Origin of the sequence: Streptomyces sp. V4I23, assembly GCF_030817975.1 — a bacterium.
Lineage (GTDB): Bacteria > Actinomycetota > Actinomycetes > Streptomycetales > Streptomycetaceae > Streptomyces.
On the sequence record NZ_JAUSZW010000004.1, the window covers coordinates 3,110,123 to 3,133,963 of the forward strand.

At 67.7% G+C, this 23,841-nt stretch carries 17 protein-coding genes; 6 read left to right on the forward strand and 11 right to left on the reverse strand.

The window, feature by feature from the left end:
- Nucleotides 1-594: 594 nt before the first annotated feature.
- From QFZ82_RS16225 to QFZ82_RS16240, 4 genes are all read right to left on the reverse strand, one after another.
- Entirely contained in the window at nucleotides 595-2,334 is a 1,740-nt protein-coding gene (locus QFZ82_RS16225; RefSeq protein WP_307713860.1) for a polymorphic toxin-type HINT domain-containing protein, read from the reverse strand.
- A 337-nt stretch (nucleotides 2,335-2,671) separates the two neighbouring features.
- Entirely contained in the window at nucleotides 2,672-2,950 is a 279-nt protein-coding gene (locus QFZ82_RS16230; protein ID WP_307713861.1) for a hypothetical protein, read from the reverse strand.
- 534 nt (nucleotides 2,951-3,484) lie between these two features.
- Entirely contained in the window at nucleotides 3,485-3,769 is a 285-nt protein-coding gene (locus QFZ82_RS16235; RefSeq protein WP_307713862.1) for a hypothetical protein, read from the reverse strand.
- A 368-nt stretch (nucleotides 3,770-4,137) separates the two neighbouring features.
- Nucleotides 4,138-4,404, reverse strand: a complete 267-nt coding sequence (locus QFZ82_RS16240) for a GntR family transcriptional regulator (RefSeq protein WP_307713863.1) — start codon at nucleotides 4,402-4,404, stop codon at nucleotides 4,138-4,140.
- Between the two features lie 149 nt (nucleotides 4,405-4,553).
- Between QFZ82_RS16240 and QFZ82_RS16245 the strand changes: the two genes are divergently transcribed.
- The 4 genes from QFZ82_RS16245 (at nucleotide 4,554) to QFZ82_RS16260 (ending at nucleotide 5,915) form a co-directional block, all read left to right on the forward strand.
- A complete protein-coding gene (locus QFZ82_RS16245; protein WP_307713864.1) occupies nucleotides 4,554-4,943 on the forward strand; it encodes a hypothetical protein in 390 nt (129 codons plus the stop codon).
- The gene (locus QFZ82_RS16250) at nucleotides 4,940-5,167 is read left to right on the forward strand and encodes a hypothetical protein (RefSeq protein ID WP_307713865.1); all 228 of its coding nucleotides are present in this window, start codon (nucleotides 4,940-4,942) and stop codon (nucleotides 5,165-5,167) included. Before QFZ82_RS16245 ends, QFZ82_RS16250 begins: the two co-directional genes overlap by 4 nt.
- A gap of 140 nt (nucleotides 5,168-5,307) precedes the next feature.
- Complete coding sequence (locus QFZ82_RS16255; protein ID WP_307713866.1) at nucleotides 5,308-5,586, forward strand: hypothetical protein; 279 nt, start codon at nucleotides 5,308-5,310, stop codon at nucleotides 5,584-5,586.
- Complete coding sequence (locus QFZ82_RS16260) at nucleotides 5,583-5,915, forward strand: hypothetical protein (RefSeq protein ID WP_307713867.1); 333 nt, start codon at nucleotides 5,583-5,585, stop codon at nucleotides 5,913-5,915. Before QFZ82_RS16255 ends, QFZ82_RS16260 begins: the two co-directional genes overlap by 4 nt.
- 245 nt (nucleotides 5,916-6,160) lie before the next feature.
- Here QFZ82_RS16260 and QFZ82_RS16265 read toward each other — a convergent pair whose 3' ends face one another.
- Complete coding sequence (locus QFZ82_RS16265; RefSeq protein ID WP_307713868.1) at nucleotides 6,161-6,610, reverse strand: hypothetical protein; 450 nt, start codon at nucleotides 6,608-6,610, stop codon at nucleotides 6,161-6,163.
- Nucleotides 6,611-6,742: 132 nt separating this feature from the next.
- Here QFZ82_RS16265 and QFZ82_RS16270 point away from each other — a divergent pair, with 132 nt between their 5' ends.
- Nucleotides 6,743-7,504 carry a transposase family protein gene (locus tag QFZ82_RS16270; RefSeq protein WP_307713869.1) on the forward strand — a complete coding sequence of 254 codons (762 nt, stop codon included), beginning with the start codon at nucleotides 6,743-6,745 and terminating at the stop codon, nucleotides 7,502-7,504.
- A gap of 19 nt (nucleotides 7,505-7,523) precedes the next feature.
- Here QFZ82_RS16270 and QFZ82_RS16275 read toward each other — a convergent pair whose 3' ends face one another.
- The 4 genes from QFZ82_RS16275 to QFZ82_RS16290 form a co-directional block, all read right to left on the reverse strand.
- Nucleotides 7,524-8,234 carry a 2-phosphosulfolactate phosphatase gene (locus QFZ82_RS16275; protein ID WP_307713870.1) on the reverse strand — a complete coding sequence of 237 codons (711 nt, stop codon included), beginning with the start codon at nucleotides 8,232-8,234 and terminating at the stop codon, nucleotides 7,524-7,526.
- Between the two features lie 271 nt (nucleotides 8,235-8,505).
- Entirely contained in the window at nucleotides 8,506-8,664 is a 159-nt protein-coding gene (locus QFZ82_RS16280) for a hypothetical protein (protein ID WP_307713871.1), read from the reverse strand.
- Between the two features lie 477 nt (nucleotides 8,665-9,141).
- Complete coding sequence (locus QFZ82_RS16285) at nucleotides 9,142-10,023, reverse strand: tetratricopeptide repeat protein (RefSeq protein WP_307713872.1); 882 nt, start codon at nucleotides 10,021-10,023, stop codon at nucleotides 9,142-9,144.
- A gap of 95 nt (nucleotides 10,024-10,118) precedes the next feature.
- Nucleotides 10,119-18,281, reverse strand: coding sequence for a DNRLRE domain-containing protein (locus QFZ82_RS16290; RefSeq protein WP_373429421.1), 8,163 nt, complete (start codon nucleotides 18,279-18,281; stop codon nucleotides 10,119-10,121).
- A 1,519-nt stretch (nucleotides 18,282-19,800) separates the two neighbouring features.
- On the opposite strand from QFZ82_RS16290, the gene QFZ82_RS16295 reads away from it, so the two are divergent.
- Complete coding sequence (locus tag QFZ82_RS16295; RefSeq protein WP_307713874.1) at nucleotides 19,801-21,414, forward strand: N-acetylmuramoyl-L-alanine amidase; 1,614 nt, start codon at nucleotides 19,801-19,803, stop codon at nucleotides 21,412-21,414.
- An 89-nt stretch (nucleotides 21,415-21,503) separates the two neighbouring features.
- Here the strand turns inward: QFZ82_RS16295 and QFZ82_RS16300 are convergent, their stop codons facing one another.
- A complete protein-coding gene (locus tag QFZ82_RS16300; RefSeq protein ID WP_307713875.1) occupies nucleotides 21,504-22,022 on the reverse strand; it encodes a hypothetical protein in 519 nt (172 codons plus the stop codon).
- Nucleotides 22,023-22,144: 122 nt separating this feature from the next.
- Nucleotides 22,145-23,740, reverse strand: a complete 1,596-nt coding sequence (locus tag QFZ82_RS16305; protein WP_373429291.1) for a glycoside hydrolase family 20 protein — start codon at nucleotides 23,738-23,740, stop codon at nucleotides 22,145-22,147.
- Nucleotides 23,741-23,841: the final 101 nt, after the last annotated feature.

Below are 23,841 nucleotides of genomic sequence, written 5' to 3' on the forward strand. Positions count from 1 at the left end.
TGGCAGGACCTACGTGGCCAGTGCCCCCATTGGGCTAGTCACAGTGCAGCAGAGGCTGGGCTTCCTGAATCGGAAGTGAGCGATCGCCATTGCGCCACGCAACGAAGGGCGCCACGCTGAGAGGAAATCTCAGCGTGGCGCCCTCGCAACCTACCGGACTGACCTGCCGTCGTCAGGAATTGTGGATTACCACGATTTGTCGCCAGTCAGAACGATCACTACCTCATCGGGCTCATCGGTACCGTCTCCGTATACGTCGACTCGATTTTCTACATTCGGAACGGGAATCAGCAACCTCACCGATTCATTCGGATCCGAAATTTCAAGAGACGCCTGAGGAAGCGTCAACTTGGCTGAGTACACAAGGACTTTGCCGCTCGGCTGATAGGGCCCTTGCACGCATTGGACTGACGCTGGACCACTGGCAGCTTGCTGAACCGAGATGAACAGGGAGTCCGTACCACCGTGAACAACATCGGTCGCAGGATCCCAGCTTTCATGCGTGTCGGCGCTCCCGGGTGCGGCAGCAACAACGAGGCCATGCGCAAATCTCGTCGTACACGAGGCGAAGAGCATCATTGAACCCACCTACTGTCATGGTTTCCACACCGGGAAGTCATAGTACTCCTTGAGTAGCGTGCGCACGATCCCGCCCTGCTGCTTGGAACATGCCTTGCAGTGCGGATACAGAGTCCACGGACCGTTGGGTGCGAGCTTATTCGGCGGATTGTGGTCACCAGTCCAGTGACCGTCCTTGTACCCCGATTTGGTCGCCCCACATGAGGCGCAGCCATTTCGGTCACCGAACTCGTTCATCATCCGCTGCTCGTGAGCCAGGACGGTGTCACCGCGTTCAGCGGTCACTCCCTCTGCTTTCTGGCCCTTAATAGCAGGCCCGAGAGTCACATTGCAGAGTGTGTTTTCGTCGACGTTGTGCACCAGAACCGGCGTCGCCCCCGCCAGCACAAAGTACGTGTGCTGGCCGTCGACGGTGAGGTTGTGGACGCGCTGAGTGCGGTGCGTCTCGTCGATCGCGGTGATCTGGACCCAGGTGTCGGCCGAGGTCTCGAGCCACATGCCGGGCTCGAGGTCCTCAGCGTTGACCCACTTGCCGAAGTCCGGCAGCCAGAACGGGTGCTCGTCCGTAGCCGTGATGGTCTCGGGCTTGGCGTCGCCGTCCTTGCCGTCGGGGTCGACGGTGAGGGTGATCAGGTGCTTGATACCGCTGTGGTCACGGGTGTCGGTGACCTCGCGGGCCTGCAGGTCGCCGGTCTCCGGGTCGGAGGCCAGGACGTACTCGCCCTCCTTCAGGTCCTCGATGTTCTTCGTGGACCCGTCGGCCATCAGCACCTTGGTGCCGGGGACGAAGCTGTTCTTCTTCGGCTTCTTGACCGGACAGCTGTCGCCCTTCTTCGGGGCCGGCTTACTCTCGGCCTTCTTCGACTTGGGCTTGGGCTTTGCCTTCGTCTCGTCCTGAGGCTTCTTGTGCTTCGGCTTGGCGTTGGACGCCTTGTTGCCACCCTTGATCGCGTCCGCGGCCTTCGCGCCCTTCTTTGCGTACTTCGCCGCCGTGGCAGCAGCGCCGATGCCAGGGATCGCCGCGGCCATCGACAGCGCCGCGTCCGCGTAGTTGCCCTCGGCCGCGTACCACACGCCGTTGGCGACGCCCGCGACCTCGCCGATCACCGGCACCATGCCCGCCACGTCCAGGGCCGCGTGGCCCACGTCCGAGAGCGAGACGTCGAAGCCGAAGAGGTGACCGTCGAGCTCCACGAAGGAGATCGGGTTGCCGCCCGCGAACGCGTACCGGTTGCCGGTGTACGGGTCGGTCGCCAGGCCCATGTCGTCCAGCGCGCCGCCGTACATGTCACGCGTCAGGAACCGGTTCAGGCCCGGGTCGTAGTTCCGGAAGCCCATGTCGTACGTACCGGAGCCGTCGTCGTGACGTGCCGCGTTGTAGCGGTAGTCGTTGTACTGCTCCTTGTCCGGGTTCGCAGCGTCCGGCTTGTCCGCGCCGGTGAACTGCTTCTCGTCGTCGGAGCCGTACGCCGAATAACCGTACGTGGCCCGGGTGTTGCCGTCCGCCTTCGTGATCGCCTCCACGTCACCCTTCGGGTGGTAGAGGAACTGCGAGTACTCCTTCGTCGCATCCGTGTTGTGCTTGATCTGGGTCAGCTTCTGGCCCCACGGCGAGTACTGGTAGGACTTGGTCGCCTTGCCGGCGACCTCCTCCCGCAGCACCTTCGACTCCATGCCCAGGTACGTGAAGAGCGTCGTCTTCCCGCCCGTCCCGGACGTGGTCTCCTGCGCCGTGCGGTCGAACGCGTCGTACACGTACGACGTCGTCCTCGCCGACGCACCCGTGCCCGCCGTGTGCTCGTCGAGACGGTGTCCAGGTAGTCCGCCGCGTTGTCGGCGCGAACTCCGGCGCTGCGCGCCTCCGCTCCAAGGAGCCGTTTGCTCCCGGGGCTGAACCCCCGGGCTTCCACGGCAGAAATCAGCTGAAGTCGGGGGGCCGTGCTGACGTTCTTCTTCGGGTCGAAGACGGTGACCAGGTTGCCGACGTTGTCGGACTCGCTGGAGACCTTGTCGCCCTTGGCGTTCTCCACCGAGACGGGCTGGTAGATCGCGTCGTAGGTGTAGGTCGTGGTGTGGTCGCCGACCGTGGCCATCAGGTTGCCCGGGGCTCGGTGACGGTCTTGACGTTGCCGACCTTGTCGTACGTGGTGGTCGTGCGCCGCTCGCCGTCCGTCGCGACGTCCTTCGGCGCGAGCGATGTGGTGACCTGGTCGGCCGCGTCGTACACCGAGGACGACTCGGCGCCGCTCGGCGTGAAGACCTTCAGCAGGTTGTTGTTGGCGTCGCACTCGGGCGCCGGGGTGGTGATGTAGACACCGGCGGCCTTGGGCTGCTTCTGCACCAGCGGGCGGCCGAAGTAGTCGTATTCCACGGCAGGGTCACCGCCCTCTCGACGACCACGTACCGGCCGTACTGCGGGCGAGATACGAGATCTCGGCCGTGCCCTTGCCCGTGACCTCGTATGTCACTTCGGCGGTCGGCACCGCGCGCGGCTGTGGCCGCTCCTCGGCACTGAGCACTCCGTACGGACGACGGCGCCATAGGTGAGCTGCCGAGCTGCGGCGATTGCAAGCCCCTGCCGACTGCCCCTGGCCCCTTCTCCAGGTCGGCACTCACCGGACTGGCGGCCGTTGGTTCCACGCCGGGCCCTGTCCAGGGTTTCTTGGTGGTCCGGAACCGGCCCACATCCCCAGGCCGCGGCCACGCCGGCCGCGCAGGGCGCCGATGACTCGTCCCTGGGAGCGAGGCTGCCGGCGGAGGCCCAACCGGGCCGCGCGCGCCCGCGCCCCCGACACGAGCCATCTTGATCGGAAGGCACCTGGACGAGTAGTACCGCTGAATGACGATCGCCCCCAGCAACCCTGGGGGCGATCGCCATTCAATGTGCCTGCGGCTCAGCTGCCGATCAATCGACGCGGTCGCTCAGGCCCAGCACCTGCGGGCTGTCGCTGGAGAAGCCCCTGGGCATACCGGGTACGTGGATGGTCCGCCGGTACACGCCGGTCAGGAACTCGACAGCTCCGACCGGGAACTCCGACCAGTCGCTGTTGTCTCCGCAGACGACCACAGGCCCTGCGTCCGGGTCCGCGGGGCTCGTCGCCCAGTAGAAGGAGTCCCCCGAATTGGACTCCGCCCAGCTGATCAGGGCTCCTGGCTGGGGGAAGGGAACGTAGCCCTCGGTGTCGCCCATCTCGCACAGATCCTGAAGGATCTCGTTCTCCCTACACTCGGACGCCCATGACGCCTCGGCGCCGGGCCCGGGAACGGACACCTTCAGGAAGTCGTCGATGACCAGGATCGGATACGCCTCCGCCAGAGAGCGGAAGATCCGAGGGCAGCGCCGTCCCGAGGTTCGCCTCGAGTGCCACCCAGTCCACAGCGCGCCCGCCTGACACACGCCAGTGAGTCATCGACGGAAGTGTGGGCTCCAGCTCTTCGAGCCTCAGCATGTTTCTGCCAATCCGAATGTTCTTGACCGTCACGTTCTCGAACAGTGGGGCCGGAAGGGGCTGGCGGGGCACCCCTACGGGGCCTTCCCGGCCTGGGGTGCGTGGGGTGTCAGTCGGTGGACTCATTGGCCTCGGGGTTGGCGGACATTAGAGGGTCGGCGACGAACGTCCCCAATCCGACTTCGCCCCGCGTCCACCCTTGTTCCCGTACATGCCGCATGGCCTTCGCTGCCGTCGCGTTCACCACCCCGAACTCCTGGGCGATCTCCAGAGTGGATGGCACACGACTCCCCGGCGGGTAGGTCCCGTCCTGGATACGCCGGATGATCTCCGCTGCGATCTGTCTCCACAACGGGCGGGTGCGATCAAGGTCCATGGGATCAGCGTGGGTGACCACGGGTTTCCGCGCATCCGTAGATAACCGTGGATAACTGCGGATAGAGTGTCGCCTGTCACAGAAACGCCCCCAGGGCGGCCGGGCAAGGGCCGATCCCCAGGGGCTCACCGAAGATTGGACCTTCGGCTATGCGAAACCTTATCGCCGCGCTGCTCGCATGGCTGCTGGGCGTGCTGGCGCCCGGTTCCGGCCGGCGCCGGGCTGGCACTCTGCCCGGCACCCCGGCTTCCGCGTGGCGGACGGAAAGGATCCGCCCGACTGGCGCCCCTGCTCGACAGGGGCTAAGCGAGCAGTTCGGTCCGGCTCGGGGACGGACCGAACGGCCCAGGTCCCCGTACGGCCTCGGCGAGAGGCTCGACGGGGAGGACACGGCCCTCATCCGCCCCTACCTGGTCGAGCACGGGCGACACGAGGAGCGCGCCCGCCAGCGGTGGCGGTGCCTCACCGCCGTGATGGCAGCGGACTTCGGCATCGACCTGGACACCAGGGACGTGCATGCGACGGGAGCGGCCTGGTGAGGAAGCCGACCCCCGGCACGCAGACCCGGAAGCCCGTCCGCATGTGCGTGCGCTGCAACCACATCACGGAGACGCCCGTGCTCGTCTCGGAGGTGCACCAGAACTCCGGTCCCGGCTTCAACGTGTACGCGTGCTCGGAGTGCGCACCGCACTTCCCGCCGGTGCCGGATGTGCTCAACCTCCTCCAGGACAGGTACCGCGGGCACGGCGACCGTGCCGAGTGATTGCGCGGCGCACGGTGACCACGCCTGCGTCCGACCACGCCCAGGCCCGCCGCGCGCTCCCACGCCCCTGAACTCCGCGAGGAGCTGAGGCGTCCACGCTCCGCCGGATACGCTGGCGGGGCCCCACCCTGGAGGACACCGTGAGCACACAGCCGATTCACTCCGACCCGCAGCCGATGCCGCGCACGCAGAACGCCGTCGCTGCCGCTCTGCCCCCCGCGCAGCGCATGGAGTTCTACCGCGAGATGGGCGAAGCCACCCCCGAGACGATCGGGCACGTCCTGACGAACTGGTGGCTCCTCGTCCAGGTGGCAGGCGACCCTCAGACCGCTCGCACCGCCGCCGCGGTGAAGGCGCGTACCGCTCCCGGTCGCCCCGCGTCCACGGTCATGCGAGAGCTGCGGGAGCGCGGGCGGTGAGCGACGGGTACGACCCGTACGAAGGTCCCGAAGAGGAAGATCCGCTGACTCTCTCACCCCAGGTCGAAGAGATCCTCTTCAGCCTCGACACCCCCGCCGACGTGATGTCGGCCATCTCCTCCGTCATGGTCGAGATGCGAGAGGCCCTTGAACTGGGCGTGCTTCCTCCCAGCGGCCGGCCGCTCCCTGGCCTTCCCGGAGCGTATGTCTCGCCCATGCCGCGCGGACTCGGCCTCATCGAGTACCACGAGACCACCACGGCCAAGGGAGAGCACGGATTCTACCTCGCCCGCGTGATCAGAACCGACGATTACCCCACCGGGTTCTGACGCTGTAGTCGGGTCGCCCGGGGGATCCCACCCCCAGGCATCCGGCAGCGCCGAGCCATGCCTCACACCGCCTCTCGTGACGGCCTTCAACTGACCGGCCGACTACCCTGCCGCGAGCTGCACGGCACTGCGGGTGGAGCCGCTGAGGTGCTCGATTCCATGACCGCCGCCGGGCACCCTCGCGGTGCCCGGCGGCGTGGCCCGACCTGCCTGTCAGCCGGTCGGGCCGGTGGCGGCGGGGCCGGTCACCCCGCCCAGTGGTCGAGCCCCTGCTCCAGCAGCCGCTCCTCCTCGCTCTGGCTCAGGAAGAGCACGGGGTGGCTGCCCCAGAGCGAGAGGTCACTCAGAGGACATGCCGGGAACTCCGCCCGCATGACGCGAACGAGGAACTCGACCATCCCGCAGTCGTAGCGCCGCCAGACGCCCTTGCCCCGGTTGTATACGAGAACCGGCCATGAGGCAGGGTCGTCGCCGGAGGCGTCCCAGCAGAGGATGTCCGCGGCGGCGTCCGAACCCCAGGCGATCAGCCGCGGCTGCGTCCCTTCGCATGGGCAGTTGCTGCCGAACCTGCCATCGACTTCGAGGGCGCCAGTCCGACGCCAAGCTACCGACACCACGAACTTCCCGAGCACTACCAGCAGTACAACCGGGACCACGCCCGGCTGCGAGCGCCGGGCGAAAGCGCCTTCGCCCACTCAAGCAATGAGCCGTTTCCAACCTGATCGCTTGGCTGGTGCGACGGGTGGGCGCCCTGGCGTCGGGAAGTGGTGAAGCTCCTGGTAGAAGGATCGTCGACCAAGATCAACCCGCACCACCAGGAGCTTCGCGTGCTGGTTTACCCGTCGGCGATCGATCTGTCCAGCCAGAGCCTGCGCTTCCTCGCCCAGCACCTCGCCCACCGGCGGCGCGAGCTGGGCACCCGCTGGCGCAAACTCCCCGCCGGACAGCAGGCGTTGCTCGCCCTGGCTCACCTGCGCTGCGGCGACACCTACGCCCAGCTCGCCGCCGGCTTCGGGATCGGTGTCACCACCGTCTACCGCTACATACACGAGGCCGTCACCGTCCTGGCGGCCGTCGCCCCCACCCTGGAGCAGGCCGTAATGGCCACCTCCGCCAAGGCGTTCGTCATTCTCGACGGCACGCTGCTGCCCATCGACCGGATCGCCGCCGACCGCCCGTTCTACTCCGGCAAACACAAGAAGCACGGCATGAACGTGCAGGTGATCACCGACCCCTTCGGACGCCTTATCTGGGCCTCGCCTGCTCTACCCGGCGCCACCCACGACATCACAGCCGCCCGCACCCACCGCGTCATTGGCGCTCTGGCCGAGGTAGGCATCAAGTGCTTTGCGGACAAGGGATATCAGGGTGCGGGAAGCACCGTGGTCGTCCCCTTCCGGGGCAAGCACCGGAACCTGTCCGCCGGCAAGCAGGCGGTCAACGTCGCCCATGCGAAGATCCGCGCCGTGGGCGAGCAGGCCATGGCCACGCTCAAGGGCTGGCGCCTGCTGCGCAAGCTGCGCTGCAGCACTACCAGGATCACCGACATCGTCAAGGCCGTCCTCACCCTCCACCTCGCGTCAGCGTGAGGCGGGAACGGCTCATTAATTACCGTGCGCGGTGTACAGCGGACACCGCATCTGGTCGAGTCCGGAGCGGCCGCAGCACTGCCATCCCTTCCTCGAGCCCGACCTTCATGGCGAAGTCGAACCGGTCGACCTCCAAACACAACTCCACATCGGTGGGGTGAGCACCGCGGCGTCGCCCGCTGCGCAGGTCGTCCGCAGCTGGGGAGGTGCGGGCACGGCGCAGATAGGGGCCGGCGTCGAGACGAGCCCCGGCCAGGAGCCGATCCAGATACTCGGCGCAGGCCAGATCCTCGGCGGCACAGCCCTCCTCGCCGGTGGCCACGAACGTCACCGAGTCGGCGCCAGCATCCGCCAGGGCCCGGGCCGTCGCGCCGGCCACAACGAAACTGGCGCACAGCGCCAATTTCGCCTCGACAACCGCCAGGGCCCCAACCGTGCCCGCAGTGGTCTTTTGAATCACGGTGCGGCCGGCCAAGTCGGCCTCCTGGATCAGGCCAGGGGAGTTGACCAGGTCGAACCCGCTGACCGGTGCCCCATCCTTGAGCGCAAGCCAGCCCGGGTGACACGCCTTGATCGCCAGTGCCTCGCCCACGTCGGCAGCGAGAACGATCTTGTCTGCCCCGCGGTGGAAAGCCCATGCGGCGGTGGTGAACGCCCGCATGACATCGATCACAACAGCCACCTGTTCGGTGCCGTCCACGTCGGGTATTCCGACCACTCGCGAGTCCATGCCGGGATGGTCGCAACCCGCTGAAGCGGTCCACAAGACACGTTCACGATCTTTCGGCGACTCGGGATCTGCTGGGCGGCTACCTCGCGGGCACGCGCTCGAGTATCGGGCGGGCCAGCGGGGAGACCAGCGGCTCGTCGCCTGTGGTCTGACCTAGACCTTCAGCAAGTTGGAAAGGGCTCAGTCTCCGGGTCCGCCTTTCCGACGCGCGCCACGATGTGCACGGGGTCGGTGCGTTGCTCCACTATCACCTCGCTTTGATCACTGTGGGTCACAGGTGCTGACTCGCCTGCCACCACCCGGTGGGCGTGGCCAGGGTGTTTCCTCGGTTACCCCACATGTAGATGAAGTCCGCGCCGGTTGCCTCGACGCCTCGCTTCATCGCGCCTTCTGGCAGGTGCCGCACGGCCCGATCCGACGTCTTGAGCATGTGCCTCTGCTCCCCCGCGTGCGAGAGCTCTTCGCCAACCCGTCCACTTGCGACGCCACTTACGTGGCTCCGGCCGAAAGGTTCGACGTACCGCTCGTGACCAGTGACGGACGGATCAAGGACGGCGCGCGGGCGAAGCAGGCCACGTGCGCGGTCGAGGTGTTCAACGACAAGACGCTGCCCCTGCAAGGAGCGCTTAACCACCCGACCGGGAATCCGCTCTCACCGGGTGGAACGGCCCGATTCAGGCCGTACCACCCGGTGGATCACGGTTGCCAGGAGCCATCGAGCCCGGCGTCGCAGGGCCTCGCACACCGATACGGCGACGGGTCCGACGTGCCGGGGTGCTGGTCCGACACGACGAGCCGCAGGTGATCGTCCCTGTGCCGCAGGGAGAGGCAGAGCTCCGCGCTGGGCGCGAGCCGCGCTGTGACGGCGACCCGGAACTCGGTGGAGTCGGTGCGCGCGTCCCACTCTTTATGGGCCGGCCGTAGCGCCGTGGCCCGCGCCGGAGTTGCACATCTGGATGATCTTCTCGGCTTCCGACTCCCGGCCCGCCAGTCGCCCGCCTTCCCTGAGCTCCGAGTCGGTCATCTGTGGGGCAAGCTGGAAGATCTCGTGCACCCCTTCGAAGTTGTGGAACTCAAGCATCTTCAGAAACCATTTGACGGCGACGACCCGATTCTCTTCCGTTCCGATCCCGTCCCTGTGCCAGGAGCCCGCTGCCATCATGGCCGCGACATGGCCCAGGTCGCCCGCCCTCTCGTACCAGTGGAGGGCCTCCTCGTCCCGGTCCATGTCTGACAGAACATCACCGAGTTTGGCCGCGGCCTCGTCAATACCGGCTTCCGCCGCTACGCGCAACCAGCGGACGGCCTCGGACACGTCACGGGGACCATCTTCCTCATCGAGGTAGAAGACGCCGAGATTATGTGCGGCGATCACGTCCCCCTCGCGCGCGGCAGCCAGAAACAGCTCCTCCGCCTTCACCAAGTCCCGATCAACACCAGCGCCCTCGACGTAGAGGTAGCCCAGGGACCGCCGGGCTTCATTGTTCCCGAACTCCACGGCCTTCCCGAACCACACGGCGGCTTCCGCCGGATTCCCCTCCCAGGCGAGCAGAATCCCACCGAGTACGCTCTGACTGTCCGGATCCTCCCCTCGCGCCGCCTGCTCCAAAGTTGGACGAAACTGTGCGAGCCGCCGACGACCTTCCTCGCTCCCAGCCTGCGCCGCTCTGAGCAACCACCTCCCTCGATCTGCAGTATCCGAGACTTCGGCGATGGCCAGCATCGCATCGGCATCGTCGGCCTCAGCGCGCGCCAGTAGTTCTTCACGGCGACTCCCGTGATTGGTCATGCAGTTCTCCTGAAGTGACTGACTGTGCAAGAACAGCGGGGCCTCCCCGGCATGCTACCGGAGAGGCCCCAATTCATTTCACCCCTATGGACACTTTACCAGGGGGAGAATTCCTGGTCTCCTGTCCGACGGAATATCCGCATCCCAATCGGATCAGAAACCGCAATGTCCACATTGTGCTTGTAGGCGAACCAGGAGGCGAATTCCTGGCAGGGGCCGCACATTTCACGGTCCACGACCACATCGCTCTTACCCATATTGTCGACGATGGCCTGGACCTCAACGTGAGAGTCCTGGTACTTCCCGACTATTCCATTGTCTCGGAAGTGCGGAATCGGGGGCATTCCCATGTTCACCCGCTCGGCGGAAACCTGGGCGATGTCCACCTTCTCCATCGACTTGGGCTTCTTCGCCGACCAGCCGGACCGGTACGCCTTGTCGTTGGAGACGCCAGTCGTCTTCTTCTTCGACTTACTGGGGATACCTGCCTTGGACGGGTCTCCGACCCTCGTCTTGCATTCTTCGATTCCCTCGTTGTGGGTCAGGACCTCGAACGTGCCCAGAACGACGAAGTAGGTGTGGACACCGTCCACGGTGAGGTTGTGGACGCGCTGGGTACGGTGGGCTTCATCGATCGCGGTGACCTGAGCCCACGTGCCGGCGGAGGTCTGGAGCCACATGCCGGGCTCGAGGTCCTCTGCGTTGACCCACATGCCGAAGTCGGGCAGCCAGAACGGGTGCTCGTCCGTGGCCGTGATGGTTTCGAACTTGGCGTCGCCGTTGTCGCCGTCGGGGTCGACGGTGAGGGTGACGAGGTGCTTGAGACCCTCACCGGTGATGGTGTCGGTCACCTTGCGGGCCTGCAGGTTCCCGGTCTCCGGGTCGGAGGCCAGGACGTACTCGCCCTCCTTCAAGTCCTCGATCTTCTTGGTGGACCCGTCGGCCATCAGGACCTTGGTGCCGGGGATGACGCTGTTCTTCTTCGCCGGCACCTTGCAACTGCCGCCCTGCTTCTTCGGCGCAGGCTTGTCCGCGGTCTTCGTCGGCTTCGGCTTGGACGTCTTGGGCTTGGCCGTCGGGGCGTTCTTGCCGCCCTTCACCGCGTCCGCGGCCTTCGCGCCCTTCTTGGCGTACTTGGCCGCCGTCGCCGCCGCGCCGATACCCGGGATCGCTGCCGCCATCGACAGGGCCGCGTCCGCGTAGTTGCCCTCGGCCGCGTACCACACGCCGTTGGCGACATCCGCGACCTCGCCGATCACCGGCACCATGCCCGCCACGTCCAGGGCCGCGTGGCCCACGTCCGAGAGCGAGACGTCGAAGCCGAAGAGGTGACCGTCGAGCTCCACGAAGGAGATCGGGTTGCCGCCCGCGAACGCGTAACGGTTGCCCGTGTACGGGTCCGTCGCCAGGCCCATGTCGTCCAGCGCGCCGCCGTACATGTCACGCGTCAGGAACCGGTTCAGGCCCGGGTCGTAGTTCCGGAAGCCCATGTCGTACGTACCGGAGCCGTCGTCGTGACGTGCCGCGTTGTAGCGGTAGTCGTTGTACTGCTCCTTGTCCGGGTTCGCAGCGTCCGGCTTGTCCGCGCCGGTGAACTGCTTCTCGTCGTCGGAGCCGTACGCCGAATAACCGTACGTGGCCCGGGTGTTGCCGTCCGCCTTCGTGATCGCCTCCACGTCACCCTTCGGGTGGTAGAGGAACTGCGAGTACTCCTTCGTCGCATCCGTGTTGTGCTTGATCTGGGTCAGCTTCTGGCCCCACGGCGAGTACTGGTAGGACTTGGTCGCCTTGCCGGCGACCTCCTCCCGCAGCACCTTCGACTCCATGCCCAGGTACGTGAAGAGCGTCGTCTTCCCGCCCGTCCCGGACGTGGTCTCCTGCGCCGTGCGGTCGAACGCGTCGTACACGTACGACGTCGTCCTCGCCGACGCACCCGTACCCGCCGTGTGCTTGGCGATCCGGTCGAAGCCGTCGTAGGTGTACTTCTCCTGCACCGACCCGTTCGACGAGACCGTGTCCAGACGGCCCAGCGGGTCGTAGTTGTACGTGGAGGCGACACCGCCCGCGGACGTCTTCAGCAGACGGTTGCGGTCGTACGTCGACGTCGACGTGACAGTGCCCACCGTCTGCTCGACGATGTTGGAGTTGCCGTCGTACGTGTACTTCTCCGTACCCGCCGCGTCACCGGTCTTGGTGACCGTGTCGATCCGGTCCTGCGGGTCGTAGACGAACGTCGAGACGGTGTCCAGGTAGTCCGCCGCGTTGTCGGCGTTCATGACCTTGGACGTGTCCTTGGAGCGGTTCCCGTTCGGGTCGTACTCCAGGTCGTGCGAGGCGACGACGGTGCCGGTGCTCTTCTTCTCCACCTGCGACTTGACCGCGCCGTTGAGCCAGTAGGCGTAGTCGACGGTGTTCCCGTTCGGCTTCGTCTGCTTCAGCGGCTGACCGCGGTCGGTGTAGGTGAACGTGGTGATCTGCTGGTTGCCCGCCGTCGGCGAATCCGCGTTCGTGATCTTGTTGATCATGTCGCGGACGTCGTACTCGGCCTTCGACCACGTCACGTCGTGCGTGGTCTCGACCGGGTTGCCGTTGACGTCGTAGGCCAGCGCGGTCGTGTTCTTGACCGTCGTGCCGAGCTTCTCCTCGACCTTCGTGAGCTGGTTGAGGTCGTCGTAGGTCATCGCGTACGCGTCGGCCTTCGCACCCGGCGAGAGGTCCTTGACCTCGGCCAGCAGACCGTTGACGTCGTACCGGTAGGTGAAGTCCTTCTTCTCGTTGTCGGTCTCGCCCGTGTTCGAGCGGACGAGCTTCAGACCGTCGGCGACGACCGTGCCGTCGGCCAGGTCGGACAGCGTGACCTTCTGGGTACCCGACTCCGTGAAGGAGTACGAACCCAGCGAGACCCACTCACCGGAACGGGTGGTCTGGTTCACCGGCTTGGTGACCTCACCGCCCGCGTGGGTGATCTTGAACGGTGCGTTGGTCGCCGCGCCGGTCACGGCACCGTGCCGGACGAAGACCTCGTACGTGCCGTCCTGCGGGATGTTCAGCTGCCAGGTGAAGGAGTCGAGGCCGAGTCCCTTGGGGTGCGTACGGACGTCGTAGCCCCACTGGCCCATGGCCTGCGAGGCGCCCCAGTTGCCCTGCGCCGCCGTGTTGTGGACGTCGCTGGAGTCGACGACCACGACCTGGTTGCCGACCGGGATGCCGTCGTCGGAACGGGCCTTCTGGTTGCCCGACGGGTAGAAGTCCCACGTCATCGTGCGCTGCGACGAGCCGCCGGCCGAGGTCAGCGTGTTCTTCGTCTGCTGGCCGAGCGCGTTGTAGTCGTACGACGTGGTGATCTCGAACGGGTCCTTCGCGGACTTCGTCCACCCGTTGTCGTAGTAGGTGTACTGGGTGTCGTTACGGACGGTCTGGCCCTGCGACGGCGGGGCCGAGACACGCTCCAGCTGACCGACCGAGTCGTAGAAGAAGAACGTCTTGTCCGGGGTGGCGTACTTGACGTTGTCCTTGTCGAACGGGCGGAGCTGCTCCTTGACCCGGTTCAGCTCGTCGTACACCGTCTCCGACGTGAAGTCGGTCGCGTCGTCGGTGGTCTCGACGCCGCGCGGACTGATCTCCTTCGTCTGGTTGCCGACCTCGTCGTACTCGAAGCGGGTCGTCCGGTAGGTGATGACACCGGAGCCGTCCTTCGAGTACGGGACCTTGATCTCCTTGACCAGGCCGCGCCGGTCGAAGACCGTCTCGCTCGTGTTGCCCTCGGCGTCCGTCGCCTTGGGCGAGCGGCCGTCGAGGTCGTACTCGACCGTGGTGAACTTGCCGGCCGCGTCCGTCGTCTTCGTGACCCGGTGGTTCAGGTCATAGGCGTACTTCGTGGTGAAGTCGGCGGGGTCGGTGGTGGCGTTCTTCTTCGGGTCGACGACAGTGACGATGTTGCCGACGTTGTCGTACTCGCTGGAGACCTTGTCACCCTTGGCGTTGACCACGGAGACGGGCTGGTAGATCTCGTCGTAGGTGTAGGTCGTGGTGTAGTCGCCGACCGTGGCCGTCAGGTTGCCCTTGGGCTCGGTGACGGTCTTGACGTTGCCGACCTTGTCGTACGTCGTGGTCGTGCGCCGCTCGGGGTCCGTCGTGAGGTCCTTCGGCGCGAGCGAGTCGGTGACCTGGTCGGCCGCGTCGTACACCGAGGACGACTCGGCGCCGCTCGGCGTGAAGACCTTCAGCAGGTTGTTGTTGGCGTCGTACTCGGGTGCCGGGGTGGTGATGTAGACGCCTGCCGCCTGGTCCTTCGGCTGCTTCTGCTCCAGCGGGCGGCCGAAGTAGTCGTAGGACTGGGTGACCTTGGCGCCCTTGGCGTTGATGACCTCCTTGGTGTTGCCGCGCTCGTCGTAGACGAAGTTCGTGGAGTTGTTCAGCGCGTCCGTGATCTTCGTCGGGTAGCCGTGCGGGCCGAAGCCGAAGTACGTGGTGGCGTGGCCGTTCGCGTCGGTCTGCTTGGTGGGCTGGCCGTACGCGTCGTACTCGGTGGTGGCGGTGTAGTCACCGGCCGTCGCCGAGGCGACGCCCTCCGGGTCCGTCACCGACGTCTGGTTGCCGAACTGGTCGTAGCCGAACTCCCAGACGTTGCCGAGCGGCGAGGTCTTGCGCCACAGGTCGGCGGAGTAGCCGTCGATCCGCGTCGTGTACTCGAACTTCGTCGCGTTGGCGGGGTAGGAGGCCGGGTTGCAGTAGTCCGTCGGGTTGAACTGCGTCCAGGACTTGGTGACCTCCGCGTCCCACGTCCGCAGCGGGTAGCCCGTCTTCGGGTCGTAGCAGGAAGCGGTCTTGGCGCCGTTGGCCTGCTCCATGTAGACGACGTTGTTGTCCGCGTCCCAGCTGAGCTTGGTGGTCTGGGCCTTGGCGTTCGTCATCTGCACCGGGCGCGCGAAGTCGTCCAGGACGTGGTCCGTGGCGCGCGACTCGGCGTCGGTGACCTTGGTGTCGGTGAACTTGGTGTTCAGGACATTGGGCTTGTACGCGAAGTTCGTGGCGAAGTTCCGGCGATCGGTGATCGTCTTGGTCCACCAGTGGTACTTCGGGTCGTCACCCACCTGCGGCGCGTAGTACGCGAAGGAGGTCGCGTTGCCCCGCGGGTCGGTCGCCTTGACCAGCTTGACGTTCTTGTTGCCCTGCGTGGCGTCGTAGGTGAACTTGAACACCTTCGGCTGCGTCCAGGCCTCACCGTCGATGATCTGGCCGAGCAGACCCTTCGTGGTGTAGTAGAACGTGATCTTCCGACCCGAGATGTCCGTCATGGACTTCACGTGGTCGTAGATCTTCGAGTTGGTCAGGTTGGTGCCGGAGACCTTCGCGCCCGTGTCGTCGATGTACTGGTAGGACGCGTCACCCTTCTTGTAGTACTCCAGGGTGAGGGTCTGGCGGCCGGCCGGGTCCGTGATGTAGGTCAGGAACTTGGTCGGCTTGTTGTTGGACCTGCGCTCCTCGTACGTGAACGTCTGCGTGTTGCCGTCGTTGTCGACAGCGGACGTCATGTAGCCGTCGCAGCCGAACAGGAACCGCGTGCCGTCGGGGCGCGTGAGCGTCCAGGCGTCCGGGACCGGGTCCGCGGTCGGCTTGCAGTCCAGGCCCGACTTCTTCGTCAGCTTGAAGTGGACGCCCGCGGGGGCCTTCCACACGCTGTTGACGCTGTCCCAGCGGAAGACGTGCGTGGTGCCGTCACCGTCGGGGAGCCGGACCTCGGTCGGGTTCGGGTTCGGATGGAAGTCCAGCGGCGCGCCGAGGCGCGTCGGACCGGAGACCTGCGCCGACCAGCCGTGGCCGAGGACCGTGTCCGAGGTGTCCAGGGTGTTGTAGGCCAGGCGCGCGAAGGTGTTGAGACCGCGGCCCGGGTTGTTGATGGCGTTGTACTGCCACACGCCGTTGCCGGACGCCACGTTGTTCATGAAGCTCGAACCGGCGCCGGTGTTCTTGCCGGTGTAGCTGTAGAACTTCTCCAGGCCCAGCGTGTTGGAGGTCGGGTCCTCGACCGCCACGTTCTGCTTGAGCGGCGGGATGCCGCCGGTGCCGGCGGAGAGCCAGGTGCCATCCGAGATCTTCCGGACGTCCCAGCCGAGCACGTACTCGTTGCGCTTGTTGCCGGAGTCGGAGTTGATCGGGGTGGCGACCTTGGCCTGGATGGTGGCCGACTTGCCCGGCAGCAGGGCCGGGATCGCGGTCTTCAGCTGGTTGCCGCCGGTCGTCACGTCCGTGCCGTCCGGGAGCTTCCAGGTGTAGGAGAGCTCGCGCTCACCCGTGGCCCACGCCGTCGACGTGGTGTTGGTGACCGTGAACTCCACGGTGTACGTGGTGTTCGGCGTCATCCGTGCCGGAGTGGTGGGCGCGTAGTACGTGTCCTCCGTGGTGGAGTCGACGTAGATCACGCGCAGCAGCGGGCGCAGCTGGGGGTCGGGTGCGGCGGCGGACAGGAAGATGGAGCGTTCCTGCGGGCCCGTCGTCGACTCGTCCTTCAGCTTGATCAGGGTGCCCTTGTTGCTGGTGGGCGTCTTGACCCAGCCCTGGGTGAGGGACGTGGCGTCCCACCAGTGGCGTCCGAGATCGGTGTTGAACGCCGGCACGTAGTCGGAGACGACCGAGGAGTGGTCGCCGCCGGGCGTGGTCCACGCGGTGGTGGAGTTGGCGTTGTTCCAGGTGGCCTGGGTCTCGGTGAAGTCCCGGGTCAGACCGTGGAGGTTGTACTGGGCCTTGGACGTGGCGACGTCGCGCGTGGTCATCGTGGACCACAGGAAGACCCGGCTCTCCAGCACCGTCGCGGTGGTGGGGATGGTGGTGGTGGGCCACTTGATGACCGCGCGGGTGCGGTCGTAGGTGGGGGAGTTGTTGCCGACCGTCAGCCAGTCCTGGCCGACCGTGCCCTGCTCGATGGTGTTCAGGTTGGTCGTCGGCTTCAGCGAGGACAGCGTGGTGTCGGTGACACCGGCGCCGGCCTGGATGAGGCGCATGGTGCGACCGGCCTTGGGGATGCCGACCACGCGGGTCGGGGAGCCCAGCACCTGGCCGTCGGCCGTCTTGACCGCGATCTGGTAGTAGTACGACTTGCCGATCTCCGCGCTGCTGGAGTCCGGGGTCGGGACCGCGGTGGTGTCGGTGTAGGTGGTGGCCGTCTTGGCGATCGGCGCGACCAGCGTCGCGGCCGAGGGCGTGAACACCTGCTGTGTGGAGCGGTGCAGCTGGTACTCGGCGATGTCGAGGTCCGTGTCACCGGTGGTGTTCTTGTACGCCGCCCAGGACAGCTCCGGACCGGTGCCGTGCACGACGGTCGGCGAGTTCAGCGAGGTGCCGACCTTGCCGAAGGTGACCGTCAGGCGCGGGATGGTGGACGTCTCGCCGCCGTAGTCGTAGTCCCCGGCCTCGTACTGCGGACCGCCGAGCGGCGCGGTGGAGGACTCGTCGACGGCCTTGATCACGAAGCCGTAGTTCGGCGACGTACCCGACACCCACTTCTGGACCGTGTCGCCGACCCGGAAGTTGTGCCACTGGTTGTACTCGCCGACGTCCTTGCGGATCTGCGCCGGGTTGACCAGCCGGACCGCGTCGGCGATCGTCCGCTTGGTCGCATCCCCGGTGTCCCCGAGGACGATCTTGCCGGTGTTGCCCTTGGCGAAATCGATCTGCGTGGTGCCGAGCTGACGCCAGCCCGTGGTGCCGGTGGCCTGGTTGACCGTGAAGTTCGCGGTCGGCTCGGCCGACGTCACCGTGTACGGGGCGGCCGTCGCACCGTCCGCCTGCACCGGAGTGTGGACCTCGACCTTGTAGTCCGTGGCATCGACGATGTTCGGCTGCCACGTGTACGACTCACCGGTCGCGGTGTTCTTGTTGTACGCGTAGTCACTCGCGTAGCCCGTGCCGGTCACCCGCGGCCACTCGCCGACCGCTGCCGTGCCCGTGTCGCCGTCGTCCATCAGGACCGTGGTCGCGGACTGCTCGCCCACGAACGTGCTGGTCTTGTCCCACGTCGCCGTGGTCTCGTCCCACGCACCGGTCGCCCGGCGCACCTCCACGTCCACATTCGTCGAACCGGAGGTGTGGACCTGGTCGAAGTACATCGACAGCTGCGCCGTGTCGATCTTCGACCCGGCCGGGATCTCGTCCAGCGGGAAGTAGATCAGCGAACGGGCGATGCCCGAACTGCTGGTCTTGCCCGCCGACATGTCCCACGTGCTGTTGAAGTTCGTCGTCGGCGCGTCCGAACGCACCATGACGTCCTGCGACACCGACGCCGACGGCGCGATCGTGATCGTCGGGTCGATCACCACCGGGTACTGACGCTCCGGCGCCGCCAGCCACTTGGCATCCGGAGTGACGGTCAGCCGCCACTGCTTTCCGTGCCGGGACAGCTCCTGCGCCACCTTCGCGCTGTACGAGGTGCCGTACGGAGACGCCTTGTCCTTCTTCGCGTCCGTCATGAACGCCGGAGGAATCACCAGCACCGGGTTCGCCGGATCCTCGCCGAACAGGGCGATCGAACCGTCGCCCCGCTCCTTCGGCTCCAGAGCGCCCGCGTCCAGCGTGAAGGTGAACTTCACCGGCTCGGCGGGCTTTTCGGCCAGGGTGATGTTCTCCTTCACCCGGCCCCGGCCCACCCGGTAGGCGACGTCCGCACCCGACGCCAGGCCCTTGTAGGTGACCGTGTCACCCTTCGCGGACGGCGCGACGCCCTTGGCCGCACCCTCCAGGCCGAGCGTGACCGCGTGCCCCGCGGCCGTCTCGAACCGCACCAGCCGTGACGGGTCCTTGCCGAACCAACTACGCCCGGTGTTGGTCGTGTTCGCGAACTCGAAGCCCTTCGCGTCCGAGGCACGCACCGTCGTGTCGATCGGCTTCCACGACCCGCCCGACCGGTACGACACGGGCCTGGCCGACAGCTCGGCCTCCACCCGCCCGTCCGACATCTGCCAGAACCGCGCCTGCGGCGTACGCCGCTCGACCAGCTCCTTGACCCGCTTCGCGGGCGGCAGCTTCTCGCCCTTGGGCAGCTTCTCCCGGCTCGGGATCTCCAGCTTGCCGCCCACCGGCGGCTTCGCGGCCTTGGCCTCGTCCTCGTCCGAGAACCAGCCCGCTATCGTGTCGACGACGCCCTTGTCGTCGTCCTTTCCTGGCGAAGACGGTGGGGCCGCATAGGCGACCTGCGGCAGCAGCGTTCCCGCCACCGCCGACACCACCAAACAGGAGATATATCTCCCGTAGGGGATTTTCACCTCGATACCTTTCCGTACGGCGCACCGCACCCACCGAACGGAATTGCTCCGCAGGCGAAAACGGCACGCCGAATAAGCCCGCCGGGGAATTCCGACGCGCCTGAACAGTGCCGCTCTCCTGCGCGCGAGCAGGGGTAGGACCACCTCGCGAGCGCGGCAGCGGATTATGGATCAGGTGACTGATGTCTCGTCAAGCGGTCGGACATACAGGGGCAATGGAGCGCTGATTCGCCGTCAGTTCGTCCCTTTCTTCCCCTCACTCGCGCGCGCGTTCCCCTGTGGTGTATAACCGCGGCCTGGTTCCACGTGAAACCGCTTTCCCGCGCGGGGATCACGGAGCTCCGGAATTCCGGTGCTCCCGGTCGGCAATGCGCGGCGGCGGGACGGAGAGACGGCAGGCGCTGATCCGAGGGGGGTTGGCCTGCCGCCCATCGGAGTGCGGTCGCGGCGGACGTCCGCGGCCGCATCCGGTGGGGCAACTCCACGTGGGCGTCGATCACTTGCGTACGAGGGATGGGGCATGAGTCCGAGAAGAGCCCGCGCACCGCGGACGAGCACGGCACGACGCACGGTCTGGCTGGTGGCGGGAGCCGTCGTTCTCGGGGGCGGCGGGGTCACGGCCGTGGCCGTCACCGGCTCCTCCGGGGACGCGGGCGCGGGCGACAGCGCGCGTCCGGCGAAGGCGCACGTCCTGCCGCTGGACGGCAAGGACCCGAAGCAGCGCACGCTGCCGCGTACGGACACGCAGATGTTCTCGCTGGTGGGGGTGTCCTGGGAGGACAGCGCCGACGCCTTCGAGGGCACGGCCCAGATCCGTACCCGCAGTGCGGACGCGGGCACCTGGTCGGACTGGCGCGGCCTCGAGTTCGGCATCCAGGCGCCGGAGTCCGCCGAGGGCGGCACGTCCGGCGTGCGCGGCGCGTCCGAGCCGCTGTGGGTGGGGCCCTCGGACGCCGTCGAGGCGCGGGTCCTGGCCGACGGCGAGGAGACCGCGGTCCCGAAGGCGCTGCGGCTGGACATGGTCGACCCGGGGACGGTGGACGGCGAGACCGCCAAGGGCGTGAGCGGCGGCGGCAAGGTACGGACGACGGCGAAGCCCGAGCGTTCGAAGTCGCCCGGCAAGCCGGCGGCGGAGCCGTCGGAACCGGTCGCGTCCACCGCGCCCTCCGAGAGCACCGGCGGTGAGCCGACGGACCAAGCGCCGCCCGCCTCGCCGACCGTGGCGCCCGCCGAGTCGAGCGACGCCCCGGCCGAGCCCGCGCCGTCCGTCAGCGAGGAGCCCACCGCCTCCGCCGAGCCCGCGCCGAGCCGGACGCCCGCCGAGCCGTCGGAGCCCGCGCCGTCGCAGGAGCCGACCGTGGCGCCGTCTGCGAGCGAGCCGTCGTCCGAGCCGCCGGCCGAGTCCTCGGCTCCCGCGGAGCCGACGGCCTCACCGTCGGAGCCGGCCCCGTCCACCGGCCCGACGGACGTCCCGACCGCCGACCCGAGCGGCACCCCGGCTCCGAGTGACAGCACGCCCGCGCCGACCGCGCCCGCGATCGTGAGCCGGGCCGAGTGGGGCGCGGACGAGTCGCTCGTCCAGGACCCGCCGGCGTACCTCGGCAAGGTCGACGCGGTGTTCGTGCACCACACGGCCGGTACGAACGACTACGACTGCTCCGAGTCGCCCGCCATCATCCGCGCGATCCTCACGTACCACGTAAAGACGAACGGCTGGAACGACGTCGGCTACAACTTCTTCGTCGACAAGTGCGGCACGGTCTTCGAGGGCCGCGCGGGCGGCGTGGACAAGCCCGTCCAGGGCGCCCACACGTACGGCTTCAACGGCTACTCGTCCGGTGTCTCCGTCCTCGGCGACTACGAGAACGGCGGTACGCCGACGGCCGCGGCCCAGCAGGCCGTCGCCGACATCTCCGCGTGGAAGCTCGGACTGCACGGCGTCGACCCGGAGGCCAAGGTGACGCTCACCGCGGCCGCCGACACCGGGGTGTGGAAGAAGGGCGACAAGGCCACGCTGTACACGATCTCCGGACACCGTGACGGCTACGCGACCCTGTGCCCGGGCAGAACGCTGTACTCCGCCCTGCCGGGGATCCGCACGGCGGCGGGCGCGTCCCCGTACGCCGCGGGCTGAGCCGACAGGTGCGGCGGCGGCCGGCGCCCTGGCGGGGCGCCGGCCGCCGCCGTCGTTCCGGGAAGTCCCGAAACGTCCTGGGGCGTCGGTCAGGACTGGGAGCGCGCTCTGCGGGACAGCGCCGCGCGCAGCACCCGCCGGCCCTCGGTGGCCAGGTCCATGGCACGGCGCAGGCCGGCGGTGCCCTCGGTCGCCAGGAGGATCTCCAGGATCTGTATCTGGCGCCGCTCCTCCCCCGCGACGAGGGGCCCGTCGGCGCCGTCGGTCGGGTCGAGCTCCTGGTGGACCTCGAGCGCCAAGGCGGAGCACGCCGACGCCCACTCGGCGAGCCGCTCGGCCACCCACTCGGAGGGCGCGGCACCGATCATCTGCCGTACCGGTGCGGCCGCCTCGTCCGCGGCGGGGACGGCGTCGAGCGCGGCCCTGGCGGTGGCGAGCCGATCGGCCCAGCCGTCCTCGCCCGCGGCGATGCCGGACCACAGCGGGCGGAGCACGTCCATCTCGTCCACGAGCAGCGGCAGGCAGCGGTCCAGGCAGGCGAGCCCGCTCGCGGCGAGAGCGCGCTCGTCCGCCCCTGCGATCAGTTCCGTCAGGCTCTTGGACGTCATACGGACGCCTCCCATCGGCGACGAAGTCACTGCTCTTACAGCGCCCGATGGCTCGAATGCGTCACTCTGTGACTGAAGTCCAATACTCAACGATTTTGTCCCGGCGCTCGTCCGCCCCGTGCTCAGCCCAGCGTCCGCGCCAGCTCCGTGAAGGACTGCCAGTCGCGCGCGGGCATGCGCGGGTCCCACAGCTTCTGGGCCGTGGCCTGGAGCGGCCGGCGGATGCCCGCCGCGACCTGGTCCTGTGTCTGGGAGTTCGCGAGGTCGCACCAGACGGCGAAGCGGCCGCCGAGGATCTGCGACGAGTACCGCTGCGGCACCGGCTGGGTGCCGCGCAGCACCAGCGGTGTCCACTCCTCGTAGATCCGGCGGCCGGTCGGGTACGTGAACTGGTTCGGCTCGCCGAGCACGTAGTAGAGGTACTCGTCGTTGAGGTTCACCAGCTTGCGGCCCTCGGCCAGGTACTCGTCGGGCGGGCGCGCCCCGATCTCCTTGCCCGTCCAGTACTCGACCTCGATGTTCTTGTCGGCGCTCACCACTCCCCCGGTGAAGAACCCGTCGTTCCACGCCTTGGGCTGCTTCTTCCGTTCGCGCACCACGGCCGCGCGGTCGTTCAGCCAGCCCTCGGCGAGGTCCTGGACGCCGGCTCCGGCGCCGTACTTCTCGCGGGCGGCCGTCGCCAGCTGCGGGTAGGAGGCGGCCGGGTCGCTCACGGTCAGCGCCTGGTACTCGTCGGCGCCGACGTGGAACCACGCGCCCCCGAACAGCGCGGTGTACTCGCGCAGCAGGTCGTCGACGATCTTCGCGGCCCCGGGGTTCGAGATGTCGATCGCGCCCTGCCGGGGCACTCCCTGCACGTTGCGCAGCTGGAGCTGAGGATGGGCGCGCAGCACGGCGCCCAGGTGTCCGGGCGAGTCGATCTCGCCGACGACGGTGATGTGCAGCCGGGCGGCGAGCGCCAGGATGCGGCGGACCTCGGCCTTGGTCAGATGCGGATCGGAGACGATCTCGGGGTGCGAGTCGGACTGGATGCGGAAGGCCTGGTCGTCGGAGAAGTGCAGCCCGAGCTGGTTCAGCTTGAGGTCGGCCATCTCGCGCAGCCGGTCCTCTATCCATCCGGCGGTGAAGTGCTTGCGGGCGATGTCGACGTTCAGTCCGCGCTGGGGGCGGTCGGGCCGGTCGCGTACGACGCCTTCGGGCATCGCGCCGCCGGAGCGCACGGCCTGCTTGAGGGTGCGGGTCCCGTAGAAGACGCCGGCCTGGTCGGGGCCGGTGATGCGGACCCGTCCGCCCCGGGTGGCCAGGGTGTACGACTCGGGGGCGCCGCCGCCCGTGAGCGCCAGCTCCACGTCGCCGGAGCGGGCCGCGTTCGTGCCCCGGAAGCCCAGCTTCAGCTCCTGGGCGATCAGGCGGCCCTCGTCCGCCAGCTCCTCGCTGCCCTTGGCGACGACGACGGCGCTGTCCGCCGTGCGGCTCCAGCCGGGGCCGCGGGCGGCCTGGTGCTCGCGTACGGAGGGGATGGTGGCGGGCGGTCTCGACAGGGCGTGGCTGCGGGTGGGGCTCGGCGTGGGGGACGGAGTGCCGGGTGCGGCCCGGTCCGGGGCGGTGAGGGGCGCCGCCCGTCCGTCGTCGGAGCAGCCGGTCATGGTGCCCGAGAGGACGGCGACGGCGGCGGCCATCGCCCCGGTGACCTGCCTCTTTCGCGAACGCCTCATCATGCGCAAAACCTCCCGGATGCGGATGAACCCGATCGAAGTACACCGACCGTCCTGTCCAGACTCCACCCTCGGCGTCCATCGCATGAGCCCAAACTCTCCCG

What these genes read in the sequence shown, in the direction of transcription:
- QFZ82_RS16240 (WP_307713863.1), bottom strand. Translation starts at nt 4,404, where the DNA reads ATGGACCTTGATCGCACCCGCCCGTTGTGGAGACAGATCGCAGCGGAG.
- QFZ82_RS16290 (WP_373429421.1), bottom strand. Translation starts at nt 18,281, where the DNA reads ATGGTGCGTTCGGACGCGCCGACGACGAACTTCAACAGCACGTGGGAC.
- QFZ82_RS16245 (WP_307713864.1), top strand. Translation starts at nt 4,554, where the DNA reads ATGCGAAACCTTATCGCCGCGCTGCTCGCATGGCTGCTGGGCGTGCTG.
- QFZ82_RS16295 (WP_307713874.1), top strand. Translation starts at nt 19,801, where the DNA reads ATGAGTCCGAGAAGAGCCCGCGCACCGCGGACGAGCACGGCACGACGC.
- QFZ82_RS16275 (WP_307713870.1), bottom strand. Translation starts at nt 8,234, where the DNA reads ATGGACTCGCGAGTGGTCGGAATACCCGACGTGGACGGCACCGAACAG.
- QFZ82_RS16280 (WP_307713871.1), bottom strand. Translation starts at nt 8,664, where the DNA reads ATGCTCAAGACGTCGGATCGGGCCGTGCGGCACCTGCCAGAAGGCGCG.
- QFZ82_RS16285 (WP_307713872.1), bottom strand. Translation starts at nt 10,023, where the DNA reads ATGACCAATCACGGGAGTCGCCGTGAAGAACTACTGGCGCGCGCTGAG.
- QFZ82_RS16300 (WP_307713875.1), bottom strand. Translation starts at nt 22,022, where the DNA reads ATGACGTCCAAGAGCCTGACGGAACTGATCGCAGGGGCGGACGAGCGC.
- QFZ82_RS16235 (WP_307713862.1), bottom strand. Translation starts at nt 3,769, where the DNA reads ATGGGCGACACCGAGGGCTACGTTCCCTTCCCCCAGCCAGGAGCCCTG.
- QFZ82_RS16305 (WP_373429291.1), bottom strand. Translation starts at nt 23,740, where the DNA reads ATGATGAGGCGTTCGCGAAAGAGGCAGGTCACCGGGGCGATGGCCGCC.